Genomic DNA, 23,737 nt, shown 5'->3' with positions numbered 1-23,737 from the left:
AGCAGCAGGAGCTCCCCATGTCTTTGGCAGTGATTCAGATGGTCAGCCAGAGCGACGTGCTGGCCAACCTGGCCAGCGCCCGTCGCCTGTTGGAGCAAGCCGCCGCCGGTGGTGCGAAGCTTGCGGTGCTGCCGGAAAACTTCTCCGCCCTGGGCCGCCGCGACAGCGCTGAAATCGGCCGCGACGAAGCCCTTGGTCGGGGGCCGATCCTGCCCTGGTTGAAACAGACGGCCCGTGACCTCAACTTATGGATAGTGGCCGGCACGCTGCCGTTGCCGCCGCAAGGGCAGCCCGACGCGAAGGTGCGCGCCTGTTCGCTACTGATCGACGCCCAGGGCCAGGAAGTGGCGCGCTACGACAAGCTGCACCTGTTCGACGTCGACGTGGCGGACAGCCGCGGCCGCTACCGTGAGTCGGACGACTATGCTCATGGGCAGGAGGTAGTGGTAGCCGACACGCCGGTGGGGCGCCTGGGCTTGAGCGTGTGCTACGACCTGCGCTTCCCCGAGCTGTACAGCGAACTGCGCAAGGCCGGCGCCGAACTGATTACCGCACCGTCGGCGTTTACCGCGGTGACCGGCGCTGCGCACTGGGACGTGTTGATCCGGGCGCGCGCCATCGAGACCCAATGCTACGTCCTGGCGGCGGCCCAGGGCGGTACTCATCCAGGGCCGCGCGAGACCTACGGGCACGCGGCCATCGTCGATCCCTGGGGGCGCATCGTCGCCCAGCGTGATCAAGGCGAAGCCGTGCTGCTGGCCGAACGGGACAGCAGCGAACAGGCGTCCATACGGGCGCGGATGCCGGTGGCCAGTCACCGGCGCTTTTTCTCGCAGGGCGCCACGCGGCCTGCGTCTATCGCGGAGTGATTATGAGCGAGATGTTATCCACCGTCAGCGAACACCTGCTGGCCCCCGGCGGCTTGACCCTGGACAGCCTGCAGTCGGTGCTGGGCGAACTCGCGGGGCCGGGCATCGACGCTGCCGACCTGTATTTCCAGGGGCAGATTTCCGAGTCGTGGTCGTTGGAAGACGGCATCGTCAAGGAAGGCAGCTTCAACCTCGACCAGGGCGTGGGCGTGCGCGCCCAGTCCGGAGAGAAGACCGGCTTTGCCTACAGCAACACCATCAACCAGGACGCCCTGCTGCAGGCCGCCCGCGCCGCCCGCTCGATCTCCCGCGCCGGCCAGAACGGCCGCGTGCAGGCGTTCACCAGCCAGGACGTGGCGCAGCTATACGCCCCGGATAACCCCCTGGACGTGCTGAGCCGCGCCGAGAAGGTCGAGCTGCTCAAGCGCATCGACGTCGCTACCCGTGCCCTCGACCCGCGCATCCAGCAGGTCAGCGTGAGCATGGCCGGCGTGTGGGAGCGCATCCTGGTGGCCGCCGCCGATGGCAGCCTGGCCGCCGACGTACGGCCGCTGGTGCGCTTCAACGTCAGCGTCATCGTCGAGCAGAACGGCCGCCGCGAGCGTGGCGGCCACGGTGGTGGCGGGCGTACCGACTACCGCTACTTCCTGCAGGACGACCGCGCCATGGGCTACGCCCGCGAGGCCCTGCGCCAGGCGCTGGTGAACCTGGAAGCCATTCCGGCGCCGGCGGGTACCTTGCCCGTGGTGCTGGGTTCGGGTTGGTCCGGCGTGCTGCTGCACGAAGCCGTGGGCCACGGCCTGGAAGGCGACTTCAACCGCAAGGGCAGCTCCAACTACAGCGGCCGCCTGGGCGAGATGGTCGCCTCCAAGCTGTGCACCATCGTCGACGACGGCACCCTGGCCGGCCGCCGCGGCTCGCTGAGCGTGGACGATGAAGGCACGCCTACCCAGTGCACCACGCTGATCGAGAACGGCGTGCTCACCGGCTACATGCAGGACAAGCTCAACGCCCGCCTGATGGGCATGGCCGCCACCGGCAACGGCCGTCGCGAATCCTACGCGCACCTGCCCATGCCGCGCATGACCAACACCTACATGCTGGGCGGCCAAAGCGACCCGGCAGAAATCATCGCTTCGGTGAAACGCGGTATCTACTGCGCCAACCTGGGCGGCGGCCAGGTGGACATCACCAGCGGCAAGTTCGTGTTCTCCACCAGCGAGGCGTACCTGATCGAGGACGGCAAGATCACCGCCCCGGTGAAGGGCGCAACACTGATCGGCAACGGCCCTGAGGCCATGAGCAAGGTATCGATGGTCGGCAACGACCTGTCGCTGGACAGCGGCGTGGGTACGTGCGGGAAGGACGGGCAGTCGGTGCCGGTGGGCGTTGGCCAGCCGACGCTGAAGATTGACGCGATTACCGTGGGTGGCACAGGCGCTTAAGTGAAACATGTTGTGGGAGCTGGCTTGCCAGCGAGCTTTTCGGGTGCTCAGAAGCTCGCTGGCAAGCCAGTTCCCACAACAGCTGGCGGTCGAATGATCAGCGCAAGCCGCGCTGCACTTCGTCCAGCTCGCGGATGTACTTGAAGATTTTACGCGTGGCCGCTGGCGGTTTGTTCTGCGCGGTCTCGTGCTGGGCCTGGCGGATCAGCTGGCGCAGGTGCTGGCGGTCGGCGTCGGGGTATTCGCCAACGAATTTCTCCAGCACCTCGTCGGTGCCCGAGACCAGACGGTCGCGCCAGCGCTCCAGGTTGTGGAAACGCTCGTTGTACTGGCGCGTGGAGGCATCGAGTTGATCGAGCAGTTGCAGGATCGCATCAGTGTCCTGGTCGCGCATCAGCCGGCCAATGAACAGGATGTGCCGCTTGCGCGCGATGTTCGCGGTGTGCTTTGGCGCGTCGGCCAGGGCACGGCGCAAACCGTCGGTCAGGGGCAGCTTGGCCAGTACATCGGCCTTGAGTGTGGTCAGGCGCTCACCGAGGTCAACCAGCGCGTGCAGCTCGCGTTTGACCTGAGATTTGCTTTTTCCCTCGTCGAGGGAGTCGTCGTAAGAATCAACCATGGGGGCAGTCCGCTAATAAACGCCGCCATGATAACCAGTCAGGGGCCGCTTGTCCGGCCCGGTCGTAGCTTGACCCCCTGATGACAGCAGAATTTGAGTGGAGAACACCATGAACGCAATTCAAAGCGTCGGTCCCGCGGCACTGCCGGCCCTGCAGGAACAGGTCGAGCAGATCGTCGCCGAAGCCAAGCGCCAGGGCGCCAGCGCCTGTGAAGTGGCGGTGTCGCTGGAGCAGGGGCTGTCGACCTCGGTGCGCCAGCGCGAAGTGGAAACCGTGGAGTTCAACCGCGACCAGGGCTTTGGCATCACCCTGTACGTGGGCCAGCGCAAGGGCTCGGCCAGCACTTCGGCCAGCGGCCCGGACGCCATTCGCGAAACCGTGGCGGCGGCCCTGGCCATTGCCAAGCACACCTCCGAAGACGAAGCCTCGGGCCTGGCCGACGCCGCCCTGATGGCGCGCGAGCAGCCGGACTTCGACCTGTACCACGCCTGGGACATCAGCCCGGAGCAGGCCATCGAGCGCGCCTTGGCGTGCGAAGCCGCGGCGTTCGACGCTGATCCACGCATTCTCAACGCAGATGGCACCACCCTCAGCAGCCATCAGGGCTGCCGCGTGTACGGCAACAGCCACGGTTTCATCGGTGGCTACGCCTCGACCCGCCACAGCCTCAGCTGCGTGATGATTGCCGAGGCAGATGGCCAGATGCAGCGCGACTACTGGTATGACGTCAACCGCCAGGGTGAGCTGCTGCAGGACCCGGCGCTGATCGGCCAGCGCGCCGCGCAACGTGCCGCCGGTCGCCTGGGTGCACGCCCGGTGCCTACCTGCGAAGTGCCGGTGCTGTTCAGCGCCGAGCTGGCGGGCGGGCTGTTCGGCAGCTTCCTGTCGGCCGTGAGCGGCGGCAACCTGTACCGCAAGTCGTCGTTCCTGGAAGGCGCCATGGGCCAGACCCTGTTCCCCGAGTGGCTGACCCTGGACGAGCGTCCGCACCTGCAGCGTGCCCTGGGCAGCGCCGCGTTCGACGGCGACGGCCTAGCCACCTATGCCAAGCCGTTCGTCGAAAACGGCCGGTTGGTGTCTTACGTGCTCAGCACCTACTCGGGCCGCAAGCTGGGCATGCCGAGCACCGCCAACGCCGGCGGCGTGCACAACCTGTTCGTCACCCATGGCGACCAAGACCAGGCTGCGCTGATCAAGCAGATGGGCCGCGGCCTGCTGGTGACCGAGCTGATGGGCCATGGCCTGAACATGGTGACCGGTGACTATTCCCGTGGCGCGGCGGGTTTCTGGGTCGAGAATGGCGAGATCCAGTTCCCCGTGCAGGAAGTGACCATTGCCGGCAACATGAAGGACATGTTCCGCCAGATCGTCGCCGTTGGCAGCGACCTGGAGCTGCGCAGCAATGTGCGCACCGGTTCCGTGCTGATCGAACGCATGACCGTGGCCGGCAGCTGATCCTTACCCCCGTAGCAGCGGCCGCAGGCCGCGTCTACAGGCGATGCGGTGTTGCCCCCTGACGCAGCCTTCGGCAGCTGCTACGGGGATTCGAGCAAAGGCGTGACGCTTTAGGGCGTCACGCCTTTTTTGTTTGTGCTTGTTTTGATTCTCAATATCAATTAATAATAAATATCATTATCGCCATGAGGCCGCGTCGATGAAGTCCGCCGTTCAAGAGCAGTCCTACCTGGAAAACTGGCGCTGGTTAAGCCGGCAGATCCGCTGCGCATTGACGCCGAACGACCCGCGCATCATCGAGGACTACATGGCCGAAGGCCGTTTCCTCATCAGTTGTGGCGCCGCCTCGGCCTGGACCGTGGCCCGCACCTGCTTCCGCCTGCTGCTGGACACCGCCACCGACCCGGCCCTGCCGTGGCACTGGCGCTGCCTGTGCCTGGACCAGGCCTACCGCCCGCTACGCGACATGCGCCTGGCCGCGCGCACCCCCGAACACCTGCAACTGTGGCACCAGCATGGCCGGCAACTGGCCGTGTGCACGCTGCTGCCATCGATTTCCTTTTCCGATCTGCTGCAAGGACATCCCGATGAGTAATACCCGAATCGAGCGTGACAGCATGGGCGAACTGCAGGTGCCGGAGGCGGCCCTGTACGGCGCCCAGACCCAGCGCGCGGTGAACAACTTCCCGATCAGCGGGCAACCCATGCCCACCCAGTTCATTCGCGCGCTGGTGCTGGCCAAGGCTGCCGCGGCCAAGGCCAATGTCGAGCTCGAGCAGATCAGCGCCGCCCAGGGCGACGCCATCGTCCAGGCCTGCCAGCAGCTGCTGGCCGAAGACTTCATGCAGCACTTCCCGGTGGACATCTTCCAGACCGGCTCGGGCACCAGCTCGAACATGAACGCCAACGAAGTGATCGCCACCCTGGCCACCCGTCGCCTGGGCGCCACGGTTAATGCCAACGATCACGTCAACTGTGGCCAGAGCAGCAACGACATCATCCCCACCACCATTCACGTCAGCGCCGCCCTGGCGCTGCACGAGCAACTGCTGCCGGCGCTGGAGCACCTGGTGCAGGTGATCGAGCAAAAAGCCGGGCAGGTGCATGCCTACGTGAAGACCGGCCGCACTCACCTGATGGACGCCATGCCGGTGCGCATGAGCCAGGTGCTCAACGGCTGGGCGGCGCAGATCCGCGCCAACATCGGCCACCTGCGCGGCCTGTTGCCCAGCCTGCAATCGCTGGCCCAGGGTGGCACGGCGGTAGGCACCGGGATCAACGCGCACCCACAGTTCGCCAAGCGTTTCAGCCACCAGCTGAGCCTGTTGACCGGCGTGGAGTTCACCCAGGGCCAGAACCTGTTCGCCCTGATTGGCTCCCAGGACACCGCCGTGGCCGTGTCCGGCCAGCTGAAAGGCGCGGCCGTGTCGCTGATGAAGATCGCCAACGACCTGCGCTGGATGAACTCCGGCCCGTTGGCAGGCCTGGGCGAGATCGAGCTGGAAGGCCTGCAGCCGGGCTCCTCGATCATGCCGGGCAAGGTCAACCCGGTGATTCCGGAGGCCACTGCAATGGTCGCGGCCCAGGTCATCGGCAATGACACCACCATCGCCATCGCCGGCCAGTCGGGCAACTTCGAGCTCAACGTGATGCTGCCCATCGTCGCGCAAAACCTGCTGTCGAGCATCGAGCTGATGGCCAACGCCAGCCGCCTGCTGGCCGACAAGGCCATTGCCAGCTTCAAGGTCAACGAAGCCAAGCTCAAGGAAGCGCTGTCGCGCAACCCGATCCTGGTCACCGCGCTGAACCCGATCATCGGCTACCAAAAGGCCGCCGAAATCGCCAAGACCGCTTACAAGGAAGGCCGCCCGATCATTGATGTGGCGCTGGAGCACACGGACCTGTCACGCAGCCAGCTGGAAACCCTGCTGGACCCGGAAAAGCTCACCGCCGGCGGCATCTGAGCCGCTGTTCTATCGCTTCGGAGGCACACCATGCAGCACTGGAAACGCACCATCGAAATGGCCAACGCCTGCTTCGCCCGCGGTGACTTGGTCGATGCGCGGGAGTTGTACCTGCAGGCCCTCGCGCTGGCCCAGGTGCTGTTCGAACGCTGGGCGGATGTCGACGAAGCGGTGGCGGCGTGCGTGATTTCCCATCACAACCTGGCCGACCTGCACCTGCGCCTGATGCAGCCGGAGGAGAGCGCCGAGTACCTGTGCGCCATCCACCAGCGCCTGTTGCAGGCCGCCCAGGACCCGCGCCTTACCCCGGCGCTGCGTGAGGCAGCGCTGCGCCACAGCAGCAAGACCTACGCCGAGTTGCTGGCCTTCATCAGCGAATACGGCGAATACCCGCGCACCAGCCGGCTGTTGTTCGGCCAGGAAACCCGGGGCCGCGCGGCCCCCCAACACGGAGTCCATTGAAATGCCCTATACCTTGCCTGCGCTGCCCTACGCCTACGATGCCCTGGAACCGCACATCGACGCGGCCACCATGGAAATCCACTACACCAAGCACCATCAGACCTACATCAACAACCTCAACGCCGCCGTCGAAGGCACCGAGTACGCCGAGTGGCCGATCGACAAGCTGGTCGGCAGCGTCAAGCAGTTGCCCGAGAAGTTGCAGCCGGCGGTGGTCAACCAGGGTGGCGGGCACGCTAACCACTCGCTGTTCTGGGACGTGATGGCGCCCAAGGGCGGCGGCCAGCCCCAAGGCAGCGTGGCTGAAGCCATTGACAAGCAGTTGGGCGGTTTCGATGCCTTCAAGGAGGCCTTCACCAAGGCAGCGCTGACCCGCTTTGGCAGCGGCTGGGCATGGCTGAGCGTGACCCCGCAGAAGCAACTGGTGGTGGAAAGCAGCGGCAACCAGGACAGCCCGCTGATGCACGGCAACACGCCGATCCTGGGCCTGGACGTGTGGGAACACGCCTACTACCTGAAGTACCAGAACCGTCGCCCTGAATACATCAATGCCTTCTACAACGTGGTCAACTGGGCCGAGGTAGAGCGGCGCTACAAGGCAGCGCTGGCTTGAATCGGCGCCTGCTGCTGACCCGGCTGCGGCTGATCCTGGGCAGCGCCCTGCTGTTGGCGGGCGCGGCCATCATCATCGCCGAAGCCCTGGCGCGCTTCGCGCCACTCCTGTAGCAGCGGCCGCCAGGCCGCGTCCGCGGTGTACCTGCTGTAACGGGTTGCCCCGGGACGCGGCCTGGTGGCCGCTGCTACGGGGGTGTGGTAGGTAACAAAAAGCCCGGCACTTGGCCGGGCTTTTTGTTGGGGGGGCGGTCACAAAATCTCATGATTCAGCATTTAGGGGTGAAGGCTGAATAGTGAGATTATTCCCTTGAGGTTATATTCCTCAGGAGGAATAATAAACGATGAGCTGGGATGTCGAACATACCGCTACGTTCGAGGTGTGGTGGCAGGAACTCCAGGCAGGCGAGCAAGAGTCTGTAGCGGCCAGTGTCAAGCTACTGAGAACGTTAGGGCCGCTGCTTGGTTTTCCCCATAGCAGCAATATCAAAGGGTCTCGCCGGGGGAACCTTCGCGAGCTTCGAATACAGCACAAGGGCTTCCCCATTCGGGTGCTTTACGCGTTCGATCCTAGAAGGACTGCATTGTTGCTATTGGGGGGGAACAAGAAGGGGAACGAGCGTTGGTACCGGATATTCGTCCCTCTGGCAGAACGGCTCTATGATGAGCACCTTGAAAACCTTCGTGACGAGGGCATGGATAATGGCTAGGAAATTCTCGGATCTGGAAGCGGCTATGCCGCAAGAATCACAAGCTAACGCAGAAGCGCTTTTTCAGCAGCACCTGCGGGAAATGCCGCTGCATGAACTGCGCCAGGCCAAGGCGTTGAGTCAAGCCGCGCTTGCGCAGGCGCTCCAGGTCAACCAGGCGGCTATTTCGAAAATGGAGCGCCGAACCGATATGTACATCAGTACGCTGCGAAATTACATCCGGGCGATGGGAGGGGAGTTGGACATTATCGCAACCTTCCCGGATGGGCAGGTAAGGATCGATAATTTCGCGAGTTGACATCCGCGTTTGCCCCCCCCAACAAAAAGCCCGGCACTTGGCCGGGCTTTTTGTTGTGGCAGGGCGGTCATTCGCCTTCGTCGAACTTGTTGTTGATCAGCTCGACGATCGCCGCCATGGCTTCGTCCTGTTCCTCGCCTTCGGTGGACAGGTACACCTGGGTACCTTTGCCGGCGGCCAGCATCATGACGGCCATGATGCTCTTGCCGTCGATCATGCTGTCGGCGTTGCGGCCGATGCGGACCTGGCAGTTGCCGAAGCGGCCGGCGACGCCGACGAACTTGGCGGCCGCGCGGGCGTGCAGGCCAAGCTTGTTGATGATTTCGATTTCACGAGCAGGCATCGCGGTGGGGATCCTTTCAACTGAGGTCGCGGTGGCGAACCTGGACATTCTTGAGCGTCTGCTGCAGGGCCTGGCCAAGGCGTTCGGTCAGGTAGACCGAGCGATGGTGCCCGCCGGTGCAGCCGATGGCAATGGTGACGTAGGCGCGGTTGCTGGCGGCGAAGCGCGGCAACCACTTGAGCAGGTAGCTTGAGATGTCCTGGTACATCTCCTCGACGTCGGGCTGCGCGGCCAGGTAGTCGATGACCGGTTGCTCCAGGCCTGAATGGTCGCGAAGTTCCGGCTTCCAATAGGGGTTGGGCAGGCAGCGCACGTCGAACACCAGGTCGGCGTCCACCGGCATGCCACGCTTGAAACCAAATGACTCCACCAGGAACGCGGTGCCCGGCTCCGGCTTGTTCAGCAGGCGCAGCTTGAGCGAGTCGCGCAGCTGGTACAGGTTCAGGTGGGTGGTGTTGATCTTCAGGTCAGCCAGGTCGGCGATCGGGCTGAGCAGGTCGGTTTCCACCCGGATGGCTTCGGCCAGCGAACGGCTGGCGTTGCTCAGCGGGTGGCGGCGGCGGGTCTCGGAGAAGCGCTTGAGCAGGGTTTCTTCGTCGGCGTCCAGGTACAGCACGTCGCACTGGATGTGCTTGTCGCGGGCTTCCTGCAGCAGTTGCGGAAAACGCGACAGGTCGCTGGGCAGGTTGCGCGCATCGATGGACACGGCTACCAGCGGCTGGGCCAGCTCGGTGCGGATCAGGGCGCGCTCGGCCAATTCCGGCAGCAGGCCGGCCGGCAGGTTGTCGATGCAGTAGAAACCGTTGTCTTCCAGCACGTCCAGCGCGGTGCTTTTGCCCGAGCCGGAGCGGCCGCTGACGATGATCAGGCGCATGGTCAATGACCTTTCTGTTCGTCCAGCACAACCTGATAGAGGGCATCGCTGCTTTTCGCCGAGCGCAGGCGCTCGCGCACGTCGGCGCGGTCGAGCATGCCGGCGATCTGGCTCAGCAACGCCAGGTGTTCATTGGTCGCCTCCTGGGGGACCAGGAGCACGAAGACCAGGTCGACCGGGGCGCCGTCGATGGCGTCGTAGTCGATCTTGTTCTCCAGGTGCAGCAGGGCGCTGATCGGCGTGGTGCAGCCAACCAGGCGGCAATGGGGGATGGCAATACCGTTGCCAAAACCGGTCGAGCCCAGTTTTTCGCGGGCGACCAGGCTTTCGAACACTACCTGCATCTCAAGGCCCGGGACTTCCCGGGCGATGAGGGTGGCGATGTGTTCGAGTACTTTCTTCTTGCTGCCGCCCGGCGCGTTCACGAGGGAACGGCCGGGGGTCAGGATGTTTTCAAGTCGGATCATGAGGGGGGAGTGTCAGCGGGCGGTCTGGCCTTGCAGCAGACTCTGCTGTTTTTCCTTATGCTTTTTGAGTTGGCGGTCGAGCTTGTCGGTCAGCAGGTCGATGGCCGCGTACATGTCATCATGTTCCGCGTTTGCCACGACTTCGCCACCGGGTACGCGCAGGGTGGCCTCGATTTTCTGTTTCAGCTTCTCGACCTCCATGATGACCTGCACGTTGGTGATCTTGTCGAAATGGCGCTCCAATCGGTCGAGTTTCTCACCGATGTAAGTGCGCATGGCGTCGGTCACAACCAGTTGATGTCCACTGATGTTGACTTGCATACCGCTTTCTCCTTATTGCCAGTGCATAAAGAGACAGGTTGGTTAACCTGCCACTGGAACGCTGTGGCACATCCGGCAAGCCCACTGGCAGCGCCTTGGCGCTGCCAGGATTCACATCAGCCGCTTGCGTTCGCTGGACGGCGCGATCCCTAGGGATTCACGGTACTTGGCGACAGTGCGGCGGGCTACCTGGATGCCTTGTGCCTCCAGTAAACCAGCGATCTTGCTGTCACTCAATGGCTTTTTCTGATTTTCCGCGGCAACCAGTTTCTTGATGATCGCGCGGATCGCCGTGGACGAGCATTCTCCGCCCTCGGAGGTGCTGACGTGGCTGGAGAAAAAGTATTTCAGCTCGTAGATGCCGCGCGGGGTGTGCATGTATTTCTGCGTGGTCACCCGCGAAATGGTCGACTCGTGCATGCCCACCGCCTCGGCGATGTCGTGCAGCACCAGCGGCTTCATGGCCTCGTCGCCGTAGTCGAGGAAACCGCGCTGGTGCTCGACGATCTGGCTGGCGACCTTCATCAGGGTCTCGTTGCGGCTCTGCAGGCTCTTGATGAACCAGCGCGCCTCCTGCAACTGGTTGCGCATGAAGGTGTTGTCGGCGCTGGTGTCGGCGCGGCGCACGAAGCCGGCGTACTGCGGGTTGACGCGCAGGCGCGGTACGGCTTCCTGGTTCAGCTCCACCAGCCAGCGCTCGTTGTCCTTGCGCACGATGACGTCGGGCACCACGTACTCGGCTTCGCTGGACTCGATCTGCGAGCCAGGGCGCGGGTTGAGGCTTTGCACCAGTTCAATGACCTGGCGCAGCTCGTCTTCCTTGAGCTTCATGCGGCGCATCAGCTGGCTGTAGTCGCGGCTGCCCAGCAGGTCGATGTAGTCGGCCACCAGGCGCTGGGCCTCACTGAGCCACGGCGTGCGTGGGGGCATCTGGCGCAGTTGCAGCAGCAGGCATTCGCTGAGGTCGCGGGCGCCGATGCCGGCGGGCTCGAACTGCTGGATGCGGTGCAGCACGGCTTCCACTTCGTCCAGCTCGATGTCCAGTTCCGGGTCGAAGGAGTCGCAGATCTCCTGCAGCGTCTCGTCCAGGTAGCCCTGGTTGTTGATGCAGTCGATCAGGGTGACCGCGATCAGGCGATCGGTGTCGGACATGGGCGCCAGGTTGAGTTGCCACAGCAGATGGCTCTGCAGGCTTTCGCCGGCCGACGTGCGGGTGGTGAAGTCCCATTCGTCGTCATCGTTGCTGGGCAGGCTGCTGGCGCTGGTCTGGTAGATGTCTTCCCAGGCGGTGTCGACGGGAAGCTCGTTGGGAATGCGCTCGCTCCACTCGCCGTCTTCGAGGTTGTCGACGGTGGGGGCGGAGGTTTCCTGGTAGCTGGGCTCCTGGATTTCCGGGGTGACCTGTTGCTCGGCCTTGTCGGCCATGGGGTCGCTGTTGTCGAAGTCGTCGCCTTCTTCCTGGCGTTCGAGCATCGGATTGGATTCCAGGGCCTCCTGGATTTCCTGTTGGAGGTCCAGGGTGGAGAGCTGGAGGAGGCGGATGGCCTGTTGCAACTGCGGTGTCATCGTCAGTTGCTGGCCCATTCTTAGGACGAGCGATGGTTTCATGGCAGGGGCTTAACACCTTATTCGCCGGCGCAAAGCGCCATCCACTACGGGCGCCGAGGCTCTCGGCTTTTGTCGTAAGCAAATTATATGCCTGAAACCGAAGTGTTTGCCTAGAGCGACACCGCAATTAATTCGCGGCGCGCCCCGGGCAACCAGCCAAACACCTCGCCGTTACAGGCGGAACTCGTGGCCGAGGTAAACCTCTTTCACCAGTTGGTTTGCCAGGATGGTCTCGGCATCGCCTTCGGCGATCAGCTGGCCATCGTTGACGATGTAAGCGGTTTCACAGATATCCAGGGTCTCGCGAACGTTGTGGTCGGTGATCAACACGCCGATGCCCTTGTTCTTGAGGTGGTGGATGATCTGCTTGATGTCGCCGACCGAGATCGGGTCGACACCGGCAAAGGGTTCGTCCAGCAGGATGAACTTGGGCGCGGTCGCCAGCGCGCGGGCAATTTCCACCCGGCGCCGCTCGCCGCCCGACAGGCTCATGCCCAGGTTGTCGCGGATGTGCGTGATGTGGAACTCCTGCAGCAGGCTTTCCAGCTCCTTCACGCGGCCGGCCTTGTCCAGCTCCGGGCGGGTTTCCAGGATGGCCATGATGTTGTCGGAGACCGACAGCTTGCGGAAGATCGAGGCTTCCTGCGGCAGGTAGCCGATGCCCGAGCGAGCACGACCGTGCATGGGCTGGTGGCTCACGTCCAGGTCGTCGATCAGCACGCGGCCCTGATCGGCGCGCACCAGGCCGACGATCATGTAGAAGCAGGTGGTCTTGCCGGCGCCGTTAGGCCCCAGGAGGCCGACGATCTGCCCACTTTCGATGGACATGCTGACGTCACGCACCACTTGCCGGCCCTTGTAGGCTTTGGCCAGGTGCTGGGCTTTGAGGATAGCCATTACTTGCCCTGCTGCTGGTCGGTTTTGCTTTTCGGCTGGATGACCATGTCGATGCGTGGTCGTGGCGTGACCTTGGCGCCCGTGGCGCGGCCGGCGTTCACCACCTGCTTGACGGTGTCATAGACGATCTTCTCGCCTTCGGACGTGTTGCCGTCGTTCACCACCTTGGCCTGGTCGATCAGGATGATGCGGTTCTGCGCCGAGAAATACTGGATGGTCTTGCCGTAGCCCTGGACGATGGGCTTGTCGATCGCCGGCTTCTGCTCGTAGTAGGCCAGGTTGCCCACCGAGGTGAAGGTGTCGACGTCGCCCTGGGCGTTGCGGGTGATGGTCACGGTGTTGCCGGTGATCTTCATGGTGCCCTGGGTGATGATGACGTTGCCCTTGTAGACGGCCACGCCCTGCTTGTCATCCAGTTGTGCGTCGTCGGACTGGATGTGGATCGGCTGGTCGCGATCCGTAGGCAGTGCCCAGGCGCCAGCGCTCCCCAGTGCAGAGCCCAGGGAGAGCAATAAAGGGAGGGTTTTAGCGAGCCTCATACAGTCCTCTTACGTTTGACAGCAAGTTGATCTTGCTGTCTTTCAAATATGCCTTCATGCCCGTGCCCGTCGAGACGCCACCGGCGCCGTCGATTCTAACGTCTCGGTCAGTCTGCGCATATTGCTGTTGTGGGAATACCGTCATGCGCGTGGTGGTAATCAGGGTAGGACGGTTTTTCTGGTCGGTGCGGGCCACGCGGACGTTGTCGATCAGCTCGACCTGGGTACCGTCGGGGTTCACTTCGCCGTGGTCGCTGGTCACGTGCCAGGGGTACACGGTGCCGCGGTACAGGTTCATGTCCGGGTTGGTCACCTTGGTGACCTGGCTGGCCTGCAGGTGCTCGACCTTGTCACCGGTCATGCGGTACTGCACGCCGCCGTCAGGCAGGAACTGCACAGCGTGGGCGTTGATGGCGTAATAGTCGATGGCACTTTCGTCGACAGCAGCCGCAGGCTTGTCGAGGAAGGTGTCCGGGTTGATGTTCCAGTAGCCGACGGAGACGAAGATCGCCACGACGACACAGAACAACAGGAGATTGCGCAGTTTTTTACTCGGCATGGGAAACTCTATAAATAGGCGGCCAGGGCCGCTTCGAGGTTGCCTTGGGCGCGCAGGATCAGCTCGCAGAACTCGCGGGCAGCGCCTTCGCCGCCACGGGCCTGGGTCACGCCGTCGGCGTGCTCGCGCACGAACGGCACGGCGTTGGCCACGGCCATGCCCAGGCCGACGCGGCGGATGGGGGCCAGGTCTGGCAGGTCGTCGCCCAGGTAGGCTACCTGTTCATAGCTTAGGCCCAGTTGCGCCAGAAGGTCGTCCAGTGCCACCAATTTGTCTTCGCGGCCCTGGTACAGGTGGGCGATGCCCAGGCTCTTGGCCCGGCGCTCGACGATCGGGTTCTTGCGCCCGGTGATGATCGCCGTGGCCACGCCCGAGTTGATCAGCATCTTGATGCCCTGGCCGTCCAGGGTGCTGAACGTCTTGATCTCGCTGCCGTCTTCGCAGAAGTACAGGCGGCCGTCGGTCAGCACGCCGTCCACGTCAAACACCGCCAGTTTCACGGCCTGGCCGCGTTGCAACAGGTGCTGGGTCATCACATTACTCCGGCGCGCAGCAGGTCGTGCATGTTCAGGGCGCCAACCGGGCGGTCCTGCTTGTCGACCACCACCAGCGCGCTGATCTTGTGGTCTTCCATGATCTTCAGGGCCTCGGCGGCGAGCATCTCGGCGCGGGCGGTCTTGCCGTGGGGCGTCATCACTTCCTCGATGCGCGCGCTGTGCACGTCGATGGTGCGGTCCAGGGTGCGGCGCAGGTCGCCGTCGGTGAATATCCCGGCCAGGCGGCCATCCTCTTCAAGGACCACGGTCATGCCCAGCCCCTTGCGGGTCATTTCCATCAGCGCATCCTTGAGCAGCGTGCCGCGAACCACCTGCGGCAGTTCCTCGCCGGCATGCATCACGTTCTCCACCTTGAGCAGCAGGCGGCGGCCCAGGGCGCCACCGGGGTGCGAGAAGGCGAAGTCCTCGGCGGTGAAGCCGCGGGCCTCCAGCAGGGCGATGGCCAGGGCGTCGCCCAGCACCAGAGCCGCGGTGGTGGAGGAGGTGGGCGCCAGGTTCAGCGGGCAGGCCTCGTGGGCCACGCGGGCGTCCAGGTTGACCTCGGCGGCCTTGGCCAGCGGCGAGTCGGGGTTGCCGGTCATGCTGATGAGCTGGATGCCCAGGCGCTTGATCAGCGGCAGCAGGGTGACGATCTCGGCCGTGGAGCCGGAGTTGGACAGGGCCAGGATGATGTCATCGCGAGTGATCATGCCCATGTCGCCGTGGCTGGCCTCGGCCGGGTGCACGAAAAACGCCGTGGTGCCGGTGCTGGCCAGGGTCGCAGCGATCTTGTTGCCGATATGCCCTGACTTGCCCATGCCGACCACGACGACGCGGCCCTTGCTGGCGAGGATCATTTCGCAGGCGCGGACGAAGTCGGCATCAATATGGGCCAGCAAGCCCTCTACCGCCTCGAGTTCAAGGCGGATGGTGCGCTGTGCCGATTGGATCAGGTCGCTGGATTGGCTCATGTCGGAAACGTATTGCCTGATGAAAAGGCGGCGATTATAGCCGTATTGATCGAAACCCTCACGTTCGATCGTCATCCATTAAATGTCTTGTTGCCTATTCGCTTTTGGAACGGCCTTGGGGCGCGTGTGTCTGGGGTGATATAGTTCGCCGCCAGTTGGCCCGCCAGAAGCGCGCGTGTCTTCGCGACGGGGGAAAGCGTCCGAGGACAGGCTGCATCGCAAGGAGTTTAGATGAGTGCCGATAATGACTACGCGGTCGAGCTGAAGGGTGTGTCCTTCAAGCGCGGTTCGCGGAGTATCTTCAACAATGTCGATATCCGCATTCCAAGAGGCAAGGTCACCGGTATCATGGGACCTTCCGGCTGCGGCAAGACAACCCTGCTGCGCCTGATGGGCGCGCAGTTGCGCCCCAGTGGTGGCGAGGTCTGGGTCAATGGCCAGAACCTGCCGGCCCTGTCGCGCAGCGACCTGTTCGACGCCCGCAAGCACATGGGCGTACTGTTCCAGAGCGGCGCTCTGTTCACCGACCTCGACGTGTTCGAGAACGTGGCGTTCCCGCTGCGGGTGCACACCGACCTGCCCGAGGAAATGATCCGCGACATCGTCCTGCTCAAGCTGCAGGCCGTTGGCCTGCGCGGTGCCGTGGAACTGATGCCCGACGAGCTGTCCGGTGGCATGAAGCGTCGCGTGGCCCTGGCCCGCGCCATTGCCATGGACCCGCAGATCCTCATGTACGACGAACCATTCGTCGGCCAGGACCCTATCGCCATGGGCGTGCTGGTGCGCCTGATCCGCCTGCTCAACGATGCCCTGGGCATTACCAGCATCGTGGTCTCCCATGACCTGGCCGAAACCGCCAGCATCGCCGACTACATCTATGTGGTGGGCGACGGGCAGGTGCTGGGGCAGGGCACGCCGCAGGAACTGATGGCGGCCGACAATCCTCGCATTCGCCAATTCATGAAAGGCGACCCCGATGGGCCGGTTCCTTTCCATTTCCCGGCGCCGGACTACCGCGCCGATCTTCTGGGGACGCGCTGATGCGCAAGAAATCACTACTGGAGCGCATTCGCCTGTTCGGCCGCGCGGCCATCGACATGCTGGCGGTGCTGGGGCGTTCCGGGCTGTTCCTGATGCATGCGCTGGTCGGGCGTCGTGGCGTGGGCGGTGGCTTCCAGCTGCTGGTCAAGCAGCTGTATTCGGTCGGCGTGATGTCGCTGCTGATCATCGTCGTGTCGGGCATGTTCATCGGCATGGTGCTGGCCCTGCAGGGCTTCAGCATTCTCACCAAGTACGGTTCCGAGCAGGCCGTGGGGCAGATGGTCGCCCTGACCCTGCTGCGCGAGCTGGGGCCGGTGGTCACCGCCTTGCTGTTCGCCGGCCGCGCGGGCTCCGCGCTGACGGCCGAGATCGGCAACATGAAGTCCACCGAGCAGCTGTCGAGCCTGGAAATGATCGGCGTCGACCCGCTCAAGTACATCGCTGCGCCGCGCCTGTGGGCAGGCTTCATTTCCTTGCCTATCCTGGCCATGATCTTCAGCGTCGTGGGCATCTGGGGCGGCTCGTGGGTGGCCATCGACTGGCTGGGTGTGTATGACGGCTCGTTCTGGGCCAACATGCAGAACAGCGTCAATTTCACCGACGACGTCCTCAACGGCGTGGTCAAGAGCCTGGTGTTCGCGTTCGTGGTGACCTGGATCGCCGTGTTCCAGGGCTACGACTGCGACCCGACTTCCGAAGGCATCAGCCGCGCCACCACCAAGACCGTGGTGTATGCCTCGCTGGCCATCCTGGGCCTGGACTTTATTCTGACCGCTTTGATGTTTGGAGATTTCTGATGCAAAACCGCACCCTGGAAATCGGTGTCGGCATGTTTCTGCTGGCCGGGATTCTGGCACTGATTCTGCTGGCCCTTCGCGTCAGCGGCCTGTCCACCAGCGCCGCCAACGATACCTACAAGCTGTACGCCAACTTCGACAACATCGCCGGCCTGACCGTGCGCGCCAAGGTCACCATGGCCGGCGTCACCGTGGGCAAGGTCACCGCCATCGACCTGGACCGTGACACCTTCACCGGCCGCGTCACCATGCAGATCGACAAGAAGGTGAATAACCTGCCGACCGACTCCACTGCATCTATCCTGACGGCTGGCCTGCTGGGCGAGAAATACATCGGCCTGAGCGTGGGCGGTGAAGACACCCTGCTCAAGGACGGCGGAACCATTCACGACACCCAGTCGTCCCTTGTACTGGAAGACCTGATCGGCAAATTCCTGCTCAATACCGTTAACAAAGACGCCAAATGAGGAGTTACTCCATGATGTCCATCCTGCGACGTGGCCTGCTGGTGCTGTTGGCCTGTGTGCCGCTGTTGGCCAATGCTGCCGACCAGTCCGCCCATGACCTGGTGGATCGCACCACCAAGGAACTGCTGGCAGACCTGGCGGCGAACAAGGCCCAGTACAAGGCGGATCCGACCAAGTTCTATGACGCCTTGAACAACATCATCGGCCCGGCTGTCGATGCGGAAGGCATTTCCAAGAGCATCATGACCGTCAAGTACTCGAAGGGCGCCACCCCTGCACAGATCACCCGTTTTGAAGAGAACTTCAAGAAGGGCCTGATGCAGTTCTATGGCAATGCACTGCTCGAATACAACAACCAGGGCATCACCGTCGGCCCGGCCAAGGGCGACGAGGGCGACCGTACCAGCGTCGACATGACCGTCAAGGGCGACAGCGGCGCGGTCTATCCGGTCCAGTACACCCTGGTCAAGCTGAACGGCGAATGGAAAGTGCGTAACGTCATCGTCAACGGCATCAACCTGGGCAAGCTGTTCCGTGACCAGTTCGCCGATGCCATGCAGCGCAACGGCAACAACCTGGACAAGACCATCGACGGCTGGGCTGGCGAAGTGGCCAAGGCCAAGGCCGAGAAGGGCACGGGTGCTGCGCAATGACTGAAGCAGCCATCAGCCAAGGCGCTGGCGGCGAGCTGCTGTTGACCGGCGTGCTGGACTACAGCACCGGCAAGGCCCTGCGCAACCAGGGCCAGAAGCTGGTCAAGGCCAGCCCCGGCAATGCCCTGGTGCTCGACTGTTCGGGCGTGCTCAAGTCCAGCAGCGTGGGGCTTTCCCTGCTGCTGTGCCTGCAGCGCGACGCCATCGCCGCCGGCAAGACCCTGGCTATCCGGGGCTTGCCGCGCGACATGCAACAGATCGCCGAAGTGTGCCAGGTGAGCGGTATTTTGTCGGCCGCGTGAACATTCAGGCACAATGAACAAGCCCCTCCGTCCGAGTCCTTGCAACCAGGGTTCGCAGGCGAGGGGCTTTTTTTGTATGATGGCCGACCCGCGCGCACAGGGCGCCGATCGAGGTTGAGCATGCAGGCCGTAGAAGTTAAAAGCTTCCTTGAAGCACAGCTGGCAAATGTCCAGGTCGAAGTTGAAGGCGAAGGCTGCAACTTCCAATTGAACGTGATCAGTGACGAGCTGGCCGCCTTGAGTCCGGTCAAGCGTCAGCAGCAGATCTATGCTCATCTCAATCCCTGGATCGTCGATGGCAGCATCCATGCGGTCACAATGAAATTTTTCAGCAGCGCAGCCTGGGCTGAGCGCACCTGAGCCTGAGGGCGTCGAGATTCTTATGGACAAACTGATTATTACTGGCGGCGTTCGTCTTGATGGCGAAATCCGCATTTCCGGGGCGAAGAACTCTGCCCTGCCGATCCTGGCCGCCACGCTGCTGGCCGATGGCCCGGTAACCGTTGCCAACCTGCCACACCTGCACGACATCACCACGATGATCGAGCTATTCGGTCGCATGGGCATCGAGCCGGTGATCGACGAGAAACTGTCGGTCGAAATCGACCCACGCACCATCAAGACCCTGGTCGCACCGTACGAGCTGGTGAAAACCATGCGCGCCTCGATCCTGGTGCTGGGCCCCATGGTCGCCCGTTTCGGTGAAGCCGAAGTCGCCCTGCCTGGCGGTTGCGCCATCGGCTCGCGTCCGGTCGACCTGCACATCCGTGGCCTGGAAGCCATGGGCGCGGTCATCGACGTGGAAGGCGGCTACATCAAGGCCAAGGCGCCGGAAGGCGGCCTGCGTGGTGCCAACTTCTTCTTCGACACCGTCAGCGTGACCGGTACCGAGAACATCATGATGGCCGCTGCCCTGGCCAACGGCCGCAGCGTGCTGCAGAACGCCGCGCGCGAGCCTGAAGTGGTCGACCTGGCCAACTTCCTGATCGCCATGGGTGCCAAGATCCACGGCGCCGGCACCGACACCATCACCATCGATGGCGTGAAGCGCCTGGACTCGGCCACCTACAAGGTGATGCCGGACCGTATCGAGACTGGCACCTACCTGGTGGCCGCAGCCGCCACCGGCGGCCGCGTGAAGGTCAAGGACACCGACCCTACCATTCTCGAAGCGGTACTTGAGAAGCTGAAGGAATCGGGCGCCGAGATCACCGTGGGCGAGGACTGGATCGAGCTGAACATGCATGGCAAGCGTCCGAAGGCCGTCAACGTGCGCACCGCGCCGTACCCGGCGTTCCCGACCGACATGCAAGCGCAGTTCATCTCCCTGAACGCCATTGCCGAAGGCACCGGCGCGGTCATCGAGACCATCTTCGAGAACCGCTTCATGCACGTGTATGAAATGCACCGCATGGGCGCGCACATCCAGGTCGAGGGCAACACCGCCATCGTTACCGGTACCGAGAAGCTCAAGGGCGCGCCAGTGATGGCGACCGACCTGCGCGCCTCGGCCAGCCTGGTGATCTCGGCCCTGGTGGCCGAGGGTGATACCCTGATCGACCGCATCTACCACATCGACCGTGGTTACGAGTGCATCGAGGAAAAACTGCAGATGCTGGGCGCGAAGATCCGTCGCGTGCCGGGCTAACCTGCTACCGGGCGCAGGGACGCGCCCCATGAATCTGTCCAGCCAGGCCTTGTGGGCCTGGCAGTGGCCCGGCGCCGTTTGCGACCGGGCACAATCCTGATTAAGGAAAGACGTTTTCCATGTTGACCATCGCGCTGTCCAAGGGCCGCATTCTCGATGACACCCTGCCATTGCTGGCAGAGGCGGGCATCGTGCCGACCGAGAATCCGGATAAGAGCCGCAAGCTGATCATCCCCACGACCCAGGACGACGTGCGCCTGCTGATCGTGCGTGCCACCGACGTGCCGACCTATGTCGAGCATGGCGCCGCCGACCTCGGCGTGGCGGGCAAGGATGTGCTGATGGAATACACCGGCCAGGGCCTGTACGAGCCGCTGGACCTGCAGATTGCCAAGTGCAAGCTGATGACCGCCGGCGCCATCGGTGCCGTCGAGCCCAAGGGCCGCCTGCGCGTGGCCACCAAGTTCGTCAACGTTGCCAAGCGCTACTACGCCGAACAGGGCCGCCAGGTCGACATCATCAAGCTGTACGGCTCCATGGAGCTGGCCCCGCTGATCGGCCTGGCCGACAAGATCATCGACGTCGTCGACACCGGCAACACCCTGCGGGCCAACGGCCTGGAACCCCAGGAGCTGATCGCCACCATCAGCTCGCGCCTGGTGGTCAACAAGGCGTCCATGAAGATGCAGCACGCCCGCATCCAGGCGCTGATCGACACCCTGCGCAAGGCTGTGGAGTCGCGACACCGCGGCTGATCCACTCGCGCGGCCTTGAGCCGCGCCCATCTATCCGTGTCATAGCCAGAATTCTCAGGTGCCCACGCGGATGGCTTGGTAGTCTAGCGGCGCCTGAGATTTGCTATTTTCAGCATTCGCCAACTATTGAGGCCCGCTATGACCACGTCCACTGCAATCCGCCGACTCGACGCCACTGATCCGGACTTCGCGCGCCATCTGGATCATCTGCTGAGCTGGGAAAGCGTGTCCGACGATTCGGTCAACCAGCGCGTGCTCGATATCATCAAGGCCGTGCGCGAGCGCGGCGACGCGGCGCTGGTGGAGTTCACCCAGCGCTTCGACGGCCTGGAAGTGGCTTCCATGGCCGAGCTGATCCTGGGCCGCGAGCGCCTGGAACTGGCCCTGACGCGCATTACCCCCGAGCAGCGCCAGGCCCTGGAAACCGCCGCCGCCCGCGTGCGCAGCTACCACGAGAAGCAGAAGCAGGATTCCTGGAGCTACACCGAGGCCGACGGTACCGTGCTGGGCCAGAAGGTCACGCCGCTGGACCGCGCCGGCCTGTACGTGCCGGGCGGTAAGGCGTCGTACCCATCGTCCGTGCTGATGAACGCCATTCCCGCCAAGGTGGCCGGCGTGACCGAAGTGGTCATGGTGGTGCCGACCCCGCGCGGTGAAGTGAACGAGCTGGTGCTGGCCGCCGCCTGCATCGCCGGCGTCGACCGTGTGTTCACCATCGGCGGTGCCCAGGCCGTGGCCGCGCTGGCTTACGGCACCGAAAGCGTGCCGCAGGTGGACAAGGTAGTAGGGCCGGGCAACATCTACGTAGCCACCGCCAAGCGTCACGTGTTCGGCCAGGTCGGTATCGACATGATCGCCGGCCCGTCCGAGATCCTCGTGGTGTGCGACGGCCAGACCGACCCGGACTGGATCGCCATGGACCTGTTCTCCCAGGCCGAGCACGACGAAGACGCCCAGGCCATCCTGGTCAGCCCCGACGCCGAGTTCCTCGACAAAGTGGCCGCCAGCATCGACAAACTGCTGCCGACCATGGATCGCGCCGAGATCATCAATACCTCGATCAACGGCCGTGGCGCGCTGATCAAGGTGGCGGACATGCAGCAGGCCATCGAAGTCGCCAACCGCATTGCCCCGGAACACCTGGAACTGTCGGTAGCCGACCCCCAGGCCTGGCTGCCGCAGATCCGCCACGCCGGCGCGATCTTCATGGGCCGCCACACCAGCGAAGCGCTGGGCGACTACTGCGCCGGCCCCAACCACGTGTTGCCTACCTCGGGCACTGCGCGGTTCTCTTCGCCGCTGGGCGTGTATGACTTCCAGAAGCGCTCGTCGATCATCTTCTGCTCGCAGCAAGGTGCGTCCGAACTGGGCAAGACCGCTTCCATCCTGGCCCGCGGCGAGTCGCTGAGCGCCCACGCCCGCAGCGCCGAATACCGCATTCTCGCCGACGACAAGCAAGGGAACTGAGACATGAGCAAATTCTGGAGCCCCTTCGTCAAGGAACTGGTGCCCTACGTGCCGGGCGAGCAGCCCAAGGTCGCCAACCTGGTGAAGCTCAACACCAACGAAAACCCCTACGGCCCGTCGCCCAAGGCGATCGAAGCCATGCGCGCCGAGCTGGGTGACAGCCTGCGCCTGTACCCGGATCCCAACAGCGACCTGCTCAAGCAGGCGGTGTGCGAGTTCTACGGCGTGCAGCCCAACCAGGTGTTCCTGGGCAACGGCTCGGACGAGGTGCTGGCGCACATCTTCCACGGCCTGTTCCAGCACGACGCGCCGCTGCTGTTCCCGGACATCAGCTACAGCTTCTACCCAGTGTACTGCGGCCTCTACGGCATCGACTTCGTGCAGGTGCCGCTGGACGAGCAGTTCCAGATCCGCGTCGAAGACTACGCCCGCCCCAACGGCGGCATCATCTTCCCCAACCCCAACGCCCCTACCGGTTGCCTGCTGGCGCTGGACGCGGTGGAGCAGCTGGTGAAAGGCAGCCCGGACTCGGTGGTGGTGGTCGATGAAGCCTACATCGACTTCGGCGGCGAGACGGCCATCGGCCTGGTCAACCGCTACCCCAACCTGCTGGTCACCCAGACCCTGTCCAAGTCGCGCTCCCTGGCCGGGCTGCGCGTGGGCCTGGCCGTAGGCCACCCGGACCTGATCGAGGCACTGGAGCGGGTCAAGAACAGCTTCAACTCCTACCCGCTGGACCGCCTCGCCATCGTCGGTGGTGCCGCGTCGTTCAAGGACCGCGAGTACTTCGAGCACACCTGCAAGCTGGTGATCGACAGCCGCGAGAAGCTGGTGGCTGAACTGGAACAGCGTGGTTTCGAAGTGCTGCCGTCGGCGGCGAACTTCATCTTTGCCCGCCACCCGCAACAGGACGCCGCAGCCATCGCTGCCAAGGTGCGCGAGAAGGGCGTGATCGTGCGCCACTTCAAGCAACAGCGCATCGCCCAGTTCCTGCGCGTCAGCATCGGCACGCCTGCGCAGAACCAGGCGCTGCTGGACGCGCTGTGACGGGGCGGCC

At 63.7% G+C, this 23,737-nt stretch carries 30 protein-coding genes; 19 read left to right on the top strand and 11 right to left on the bottom strand.

Annotated features, from left to right (window positions below):
* Window positions 1–17 precede the first annotated feature (17 nt).
* Entirely contained in the window at window positions 18–869 is an 852-nt protein-coding gene (locus AC0J42_RS26175) for a carbon-nitrogen hydrolase family protein (protein WP_473004463.1), read from the top strand.
* A gap of 2 nt (window positions 870–871) precedes the next feature.
* On the top strand, window positions 872–2,314 hold the full coding sequence (tldD, locus tag AC0J42_RS26170; protein WP_416426886.1) for a metalloprotease TldD: 1,443 nt from the start codon (window positions 872–874) through the stop codon (window positions 2,312–2,314).
* 97 nt (window positions 2,315–2,411) lie between these two features.
* Here the strand turns inward: tldD and yjgA are convergent, their stop codons facing one another.
* Complete coding sequence (gene yjgA, locus AC0J42_RS26165; RefSeq protein ID WP_416426885.1) at window positions 2,412–2,933, bottom strand: ribosome biogenesis factor YjgA; 522 nt, start codon at window positions 2,931–2,933, stop codon at window positions 2,412–2,414.
* Window positions 2,934–3,042: 109 nt separating this feature from the next.
* On the opposite strand from yjgA, the gene pmbA reads away from it, so the two are divergent.
* From pmbA to AC0J42_RS26130, 7 genes are all read left to right on the top strand, one after another.
* Window positions 3,043–4,389, top strand: coding sequence for a metalloprotease PmbA (gene pmbA, locus AC0J42_RS26160; RefSeq protein ID WP_416426884.1), 1,347 nt, complete (start codon window positions 3,043–3,045; stop codon window positions 4,387–4,389).
* A gap of 199 nt (window positions 4,390–4,588) precedes the next feature.
* A complete protein-coding gene (locus tag AC0J42_RS26155; protein WP_473004462.1) occupies window positions 4,589–4,984 on the top strand; it encodes a FagA protein in 396 nt (131 codons plus the stop codon).
* Complete coding sequence (locus AC0J42_RS26150; RefSeq protein ID WP_416426882.1) at window positions 4,977–6,353, top strand: class II fumarate hydratase; 1,377 nt, start codon at window positions 4,977–4,979, stop codon at window positions 6,351–6,353. Before AC0J42_RS26155 ends, AC0J42_RS26150 begins: the two co-directional genes overlap by 8 nt.
* Before the next feature lie 30 nt (window positions 6,354–6,383).
* Window positions 6,384–6,815, top strand: a complete 432-nt coding sequence (locus tag AC0J42_RS26145; RefSeq protein ID WP_416426881.1) for a hypothetical protein — start codon at window positions 6,384–6,386, stop codon at window positions 6,813–6,815.
* Window position 6,816: 1 nt separating this feature from the next.
* Window positions 6,817–7,428, top strand: coding sequence for a superoxide dismutase (locus AC0J42_RS26140; protein WP_473004461.1), 612 nt, complete (start codon window positions 6,817–6,819; stop codon window positions 7,426–7,428).
* Between the two features lie 343 nt (window positions 7,429–7,771).
* Window positions 7,772–8,137, top strand: a complete 366-nt coding sequence (locus AC0J42_RS26135; RefSeq protein WP_473004460.1) for a type II toxin-antitoxin system RelE/ParE family toxin — start codon at window positions 7,772–7,774, stop codon at window positions 8,135–8,137.
* Window positions 8,130–8,435: an XRE family transcriptional regulator gene (locus AC0J42_RS26130; RefSeq protein WP_473004459.1), complete on the top strand. Its 306-nt coding sequence runs from the start codon at window positions 8,130–8,132 to the stop codon at window positions 8,433–8,435. The genes AC0J42_RS26135 and AC0J42_RS26130 overlap by 8 nt, the downstream gene beginning before the upstream one ends.
* A gap of 67 nt (window positions 8,436–8,502) precedes the next feature.
* Here AC0J42_RS26130 and AC0J42_RS26125 read toward each other — a convergent pair whose 3' ends face one another.
* The 10 genes from AC0J42_RS26125 to AC0J42_RS26080 all read right to left on the bottom strand — a co-directional run bounded on the left by AC0J42_RS26125 (window position 8,503) and on the right by AC0J42_RS26080 (window position 15,550).
* Entirely contained in the window at window positions 8,503–8,778 is a 276-nt protein-coding gene (locus AC0J42_RS26125) for an HPr family phosphocarrier protein (protein WP_416426879.1), read from the bottom strand.
* A 16-nt stretch (window positions 8,779–8,794) separates the two neighbouring features.
* Complete coding sequence (rapZ, locus tag AC0J42_RS26120; protein ID WP_416426878.1) at window positions 8,795–9,652, bottom strand: RNase adapter RapZ; 858 nt, start codon at window positions 9,650–9,652, stop codon at window positions 8,795–8,797.
* A gap of 2 nt (window positions 9,653–9,654) precedes the next feature.
* Window positions 9,655–10,119 (bottom strand): PTS IIA-like nitrogen regulatory protein PtsN, encoded by a 465-nt coding sequence (gene ptsN / locus AC0J42_RS26115; protein ID WP_416426877.1) that lies wholly within the window; start codon window positions 10,117–10,119, stop codon window positions 9,655–9,657.
* Window positions 10,120–10,131: 12 nt separating this feature from the next.
* Window positions 10,132–10,440 (bottom strand): ribosome hibernation-promoting factor, HPF/YfiA family, encoded by a 309-nt coding sequence (hpf, locus tag AC0J42_RS26110; RefSeq protein WP_416426876.1) that lies wholly within the window; start codon window positions 10,438–10,440, stop codon window positions 10,132–10,134.
* A 111-nt stretch (window positions 10,441–10,551) separates the two neighbouring features.
* Complete coding sequence (locus tag AC0J42_RS26105; RefSeq protein ID WP_416426875.1) at window positions 10,552–12,048, bottom strand: RNA polymerase factor sigma-54; 1,497 nt, start codon at window positions 12,046–12,048, stop codon at window positions 10,552–10,554.
* Window positions 12,049–12,219: 171 nt separating this feature from the next.
* On the bottom strand, window positions 12,220–12,945 hold the full coding sequence (gene lptB, locus AC0J42_RS26100; RefSeq protein ID WP_416426874.1) for an LPS export ABC transporter ATP-binding protein: 726 nt from the start codon (window positions 12,943–12,945) through the stop codon (window positions 12,220–12,222).
* On the bottom strand, window positions 12,945–13,484 hold the full coding sequence (gene lptA, locus AC0J42_RS26095; RefSeq protein WP_416426873.1) for a lipopolysaccharide transport periplasmic protein LptA: 540 nt from the start codon (window positions 13,482–13,484) through the stop codon (window positions 12,945–12,947). The genes lptB and lptA overlap by 1 nt, the downstream gene beginning before the upstream one ends.
* Complete coding sequence (gene lptC / locus AC0J42_RS26090; protein WP_473004457.1) at window positions 13,471–14,043, bottom strand: LPS export ABC transporter periplasmic protein LptC; 573 nt, start codon at window positions 14,041–14,043, stop codon at window positions 13,471–13,473. Before lptC ends, lptA begins: the two co-directional genes overlap by 14 nt.
* Window positions 14,044–14,051: 8 nt before the next feature.
* Window positions 14,052–14,576: a KdsC family phosphatase gene (locus AC0J42_RS26085; RefSeq protein ID WP_473004455.1), complete on the bottom strand. Its 525-nt coding sequence runs from the start codon at window positions 14,574–14,576 to the stop codon at window positions 14,052–14,054.
* Entirely contained in the window at window positions 14,576–15,550 is a 975-nt protein-coding gene (locus AC0J42_RS26080) for a KpsF/GutQ family sugar-phosphate isomerase (protein ID WP_473004454.1), read from the bottom strand. The genes AC0J42_RS26085 and AC0J42_RS26080 overlap by 1 nt, the downstream gene beginning before the upstream one ends.
* Window positions 15,551–15,781: 231 nt before the next feature.
* Between AC0J42_RS26080 and AC0J42_RS26075 the strand changes: the two genes are divergently transcribed.
* The 10 genes from AC0J42_RS26075 to hisC all read left to right on the top strand — a co-directional run bounded on the left by AC0J42_RS26075 (window position 15,782) and on the right by hisC (window position 23,727).
* Window positions 15,782–16,591: an ATP-binding cassette domain-containing protein gene (locus tag AC0J42_RS26075; RefSeq protein WP_473004452.1), complete on the top strand. Its 810-nt coding sequence runs from the start codon at window positions 15,782–15,784 to the stop codon at window positions 16,589–16,591.
* Window positions 16,591–17,388, top strand: a complete 798-nt coding sequence (gene mlaE, locus AC0J42_RS26070) for a lipid asymmetry maintenance ABC transporter permease subunit MlaE (RefSeq protein WP_416426868.1) — start codon at window positions 16,591–16,593, stop codon at window positions 17,386–17,388. Before AC0J42_RS26075 ends, mlaE begins: the two co-directional genes overlap by 1 nt.
* The gene (gene mlaD, locus AC0J42_RS26065) at window positions 17,388–17,855 is read left to right on the top strand and encodes an outer membrane lipid asymmetry maintenance protein MlaD (protein WP_416426867.1); all 468 of its coding nucleotides are present in this window, start codon (window positions 17,388–17,390) and stop codon (window positions 17,853–17,855) included. Before mlaE ends, mlaD begins: the two co-directional genes overlap by 1 nt.
* Window positions 17,856–17,866: 11 nt before the next feature.
* Complete coding sequence (locus AC0J42_RS26060) at window positions 17,867–18,508, top strand: MlaC/ttg2D family ABC transporter substrate-binding protein (RefSeq protein WP_416426866.1); 642 nt, start codon at window positions 17,867–17,869, stop codon at window positions 18,506–18,508.
* Complete coding sequence (locus AC0J42_RS26055; protein ID WP_416426865.1) at window positions 18,505–18,810, top strand: STAS domain-containing protein; 306 nt, start codon at window positions 18,505–18,507, stop codon at window positions 18,808–18,810. The genes AC0J42_RS26060 and AC0J42_RS26055 overlap by 4 nt, the downstream gene beginning before the upstream one ends.
* 120 nt (window positions 18,811–18,930) lie before the next feature.
* Window positions 18,931–19,170 carry a BolA family protein gene (locus AC0J42_RS26050; protein ID WP_027976826.1) on the top strand — a complete coding sequence of 80 codons (240 nt, stop codon included), beginning with the start codon at window positions 18,931–18,933 and terminating at the stop codon, window positions 19,168–19,170.
* A gap of 22 nt (window positions 19,171–19,192) precedes the next feature.
* Window positions 19,193–20,458 (top strand): UDP-N-acetylglucosamine 1-carboxyvinyltransferase, encoded by a 1,266-nt coding sequence (gene murA / locus AC0J42_RS26045; RefSeq protein ID WP_027976827.1) that lies wholly within the window; start codon window positions 19,193–19,195, stop codon window positions 20,456–20,458.
* 119 nt (window positions 20,459–20,577) lie between these two features.
* Window positions 20,578–21,213 (top strand): ATP phosphoribosyltransferase, encoded by a 636-nt coding sequence (hisG, locus tag AC0J42_RS26040; protein WP_249671737.1) that lies wholly within the window; start codon window positions 20,578–20,580, stop codon window positions 21,211–21,213.
* A gap of 138 nt (window positions 21,214–21,351) precedes the next feature.
* Window positions 21,352–22,680, top strand: a complete 1,329-nt coding sequence (gene hisD / locus AC0J42_RS26035) for a histidinol dehydrogenase (RefSeq protein WP_473004451.1) — start codon at window positions 21,352–21,354, stop codon at window positions 22,678–22,680.
* A 3-nt stretch (window positions 22,681–22,683) separates the two neighbouring features.
* A complete protein-coding gene (hisC, locus tag AC0J42_RS26030) occupies window positions 22,684–23,727 on the top strand; it encodes a histidinol-phosphate transaminase (RefSeq protein ID WP_473004450.1) in 1,044 nt (347 codons plus the stop codon).
* Window positions 23,728–23,737: the final 10 nt, after the last annotated feature.

Source organism: Pseudomonas sp. Tav-5-1A, from assembly GCF_055755055.1.
Note: the sequence above shows the minus strand (reverse complement) of the source record. Positions and strands in the feature narration are given on the sequence as shown.

Excerpts from the sequence above, each read along its gene's own strand:
- AC0J42_RS26130 (WP_473004459.1), top strand. The coding sequence starts at position 8,130 with ATGGCTAGGAAATTCTCGGATCTGGAAGCGGCTATGCCGCAAGAATCA.
- hpf (WP_416426876.1), bottom strand. The coding sequence starts at position 10,440 with ATGCAAGTCAACATCAGTGGACATCAACTGGTTGTGACCGACGCCATG.
- mlaE (WP_416426868.1), top strand. The coding sequence starts at position 16,591 with ATGCGCAAGAAATCACTACTGGAGCGCATTCGCCTGTTCGGCCGCGCG.
- tldD (WP_416426886.1), top strand. The coding sequence starts at position 872 with ATGAGCGAGATGTTATCCACCGTCAGCGAACACCTGCTGGCCCCCGGC.
- AC0J42_RS26080 (WP_473004454.1), bottom strand. The coding sequence starts at position 15,550 with ATGAGCCAATCCAGCGACCTGATCCAATCGGCACAGCGCACCATCCGC.
- AC0J42_RS26175 (WP_473004463.1), top strand. The coding sequence starts at position 18 with ATGTCTTTGGCAGTGATTCAGATGGTCAGCCAGAGCGACGTGCTGGCC.
- AC0J42_RS26125 (WP_416426879.1), bottom strand. The coding sequence starts at position 8,778 with ATGCCTGCTCGTGAAATCGAAATCATCAACAAGCTTGGCCTGCACGCC.
- lptB (WP_416426874.1), bottom strand. The coding sequence starts at position 12,945 with ATGGCTATCCTCAAAGCCCAGCACCTGGCCAAAGCCTACAAGGGCCGG.
- AC0J42_RS26060 (WP_416426866.1), top strand. The coding sequence starts at position 17,867 with ATGATGTCCATCCTGCGACGTGGCCTGCTGGTGCTGTTGGCCTGTGTG.
- hisC (WP_473004450.1), top strand. The coding sequence starts at position 22,684 with ATGAGCAAATTCTGGAGCCCCTTCGTCAAGGAACTGGTGCCCTACGTG.
- hisG (WP_249671737.1), top strand. The coding sequence starts at position 20,578 with ATGTTGACCATCGCGCTGTCCAAGGGCCGCATTCTCGATGACACCCTG.
- rapZ (WP_416426878.1), bottom strand. The coding sequence starts at position 9,652 with ATGCGCCTGATCATCGTCAGCGGCCGCTCCGGCTCGGGCAAAAGCACC.
- AC0J42_RS26140 (WP_473004461.1), top strand. The coding sequence starts at position 6,817 with ATGCCCTATACCTTGCCTGCGCTGCCCTACGCCTACGATGCCCTGGAA.
- ptsN (WP_416426877.1), bottom strand. The coding sequence starts at position 10,119 with ATGATCCGACTTGAAAACATCCTGACCCCCGGCCGTTCCCTCGTGAAC.
- AC0J42_RS26145 (WP_416426881.1), top strand. The coding sequence starts at position 6,384 with ATGCAGCACTGGAAACGCACCATCGAAATGGCCAACGCCTGCTTCGCC.
- lptC (WP_473004457.1), bottom strand. The coding sequence starts at position 14,043 with ATGCCGAGTAAAAAACTGCGCAATCTCCTGTTGTTCTGTGTCGTCGTG.
- hisD (WP_473004451.1), top strand. The coding sequence starts at position 21,352 with ATGACCACGTCCACTGCAATCCGCCGACTCGACGCCACTGATCCGGAC.
- lptA (WP_416426873.1), bottom strand. The coding sequence starts at position 13,484 with ATGAGGCTCGCTAAAACCCTCCCTTTATTGCTCTCCCTGGGCTCTGCA.
- AC0J42_RS26075 (WP_473004452.1), top strand. The coding sequence starts at position 15,782 with ATGAGTGCCGATAATGACTACGCGGTCGAGCTGAAGGGTGTGTCCTTC.
- pmbA (WP_416426884.1), top strand. The coding sequence starts at position 3,043 with ATGAACGCAATTCAAAGCGTCGGTCCCGCGGCACTGCCGGCCCTGCAG.
- murA (WP_027976827.1), top strand. The coding sequence starts at position 19,193 with ATGGACAAACTGATTATTACTGGCGGCGTTCGTCTTGATGGCGAAATC.
- AC0J42_RS26085 (WP_473004455.1), bottom strand. The coding sequence starts at position 14,576 with ATGACCCAGCACCTGTTGCAACGCGGCCAGGCCGTGAAACTGGCGGTG.
- AC0J42_RS26150 (WP_416426882.1), top strand. The coding sequence starts at position 4,977 with ATGAGTAATACCCGAATCGAGCGTGACAGCATGGGCGAACTGCAGGTG.
- AC0J42_RS26055 (WP_416426865.1), top strand. The coding sequence starts at position 18,505 with ATGACTGAAGCAGCCATCAGCCAAGGCGCTGGCGGCGAGCTGCTGTTG.
- AC0J42_RS26135 (WP_473004460.1), top strand. The coding sequence starts at position 7,772 with ATGAGCTGGGATGTCGAACATACCGCTACGTTCGAGGTGTGGTGGCAG.
- AC0J42_RS26105 (WP_416426875.1), bottom strand. The coding sequence starts at position 12,048 with ATGAAACCATCGCTCGTCCTAAGAATGGGCCAGCAACTGACGATGACA.
- AC0J42_RS26155 (WP_473004462.1), top strand. The coding sequence starts at position 4,589 with ATGAAGTCCGCCGTTCAAGAGCAGTCCTACCTGGAAAACTGGCGCTGG.
- yjgA (WP_416426885.1), bottom strand. The coding sequence starts at position 2,933 with ATGGTTGATTCTTACGACGACTCCCTCGACGAGGGAAAAAGCAAATCT.
- AC0J42_RS26050 (WP_027976826.1), top strand. The coding sequence starts at position 18,931 with ATGCAGGCCGTAGAAGTTAAAAGCTTCCTTGAAGCACAGCTGGCAAAT.
- mlaD (WP_416426867.1), top strand. The coding sequence starts at position 17,388 with ATGCAAAACCGCACCCTGGAAATCGGTGTCGGCATGTTTCTGCTGGCC.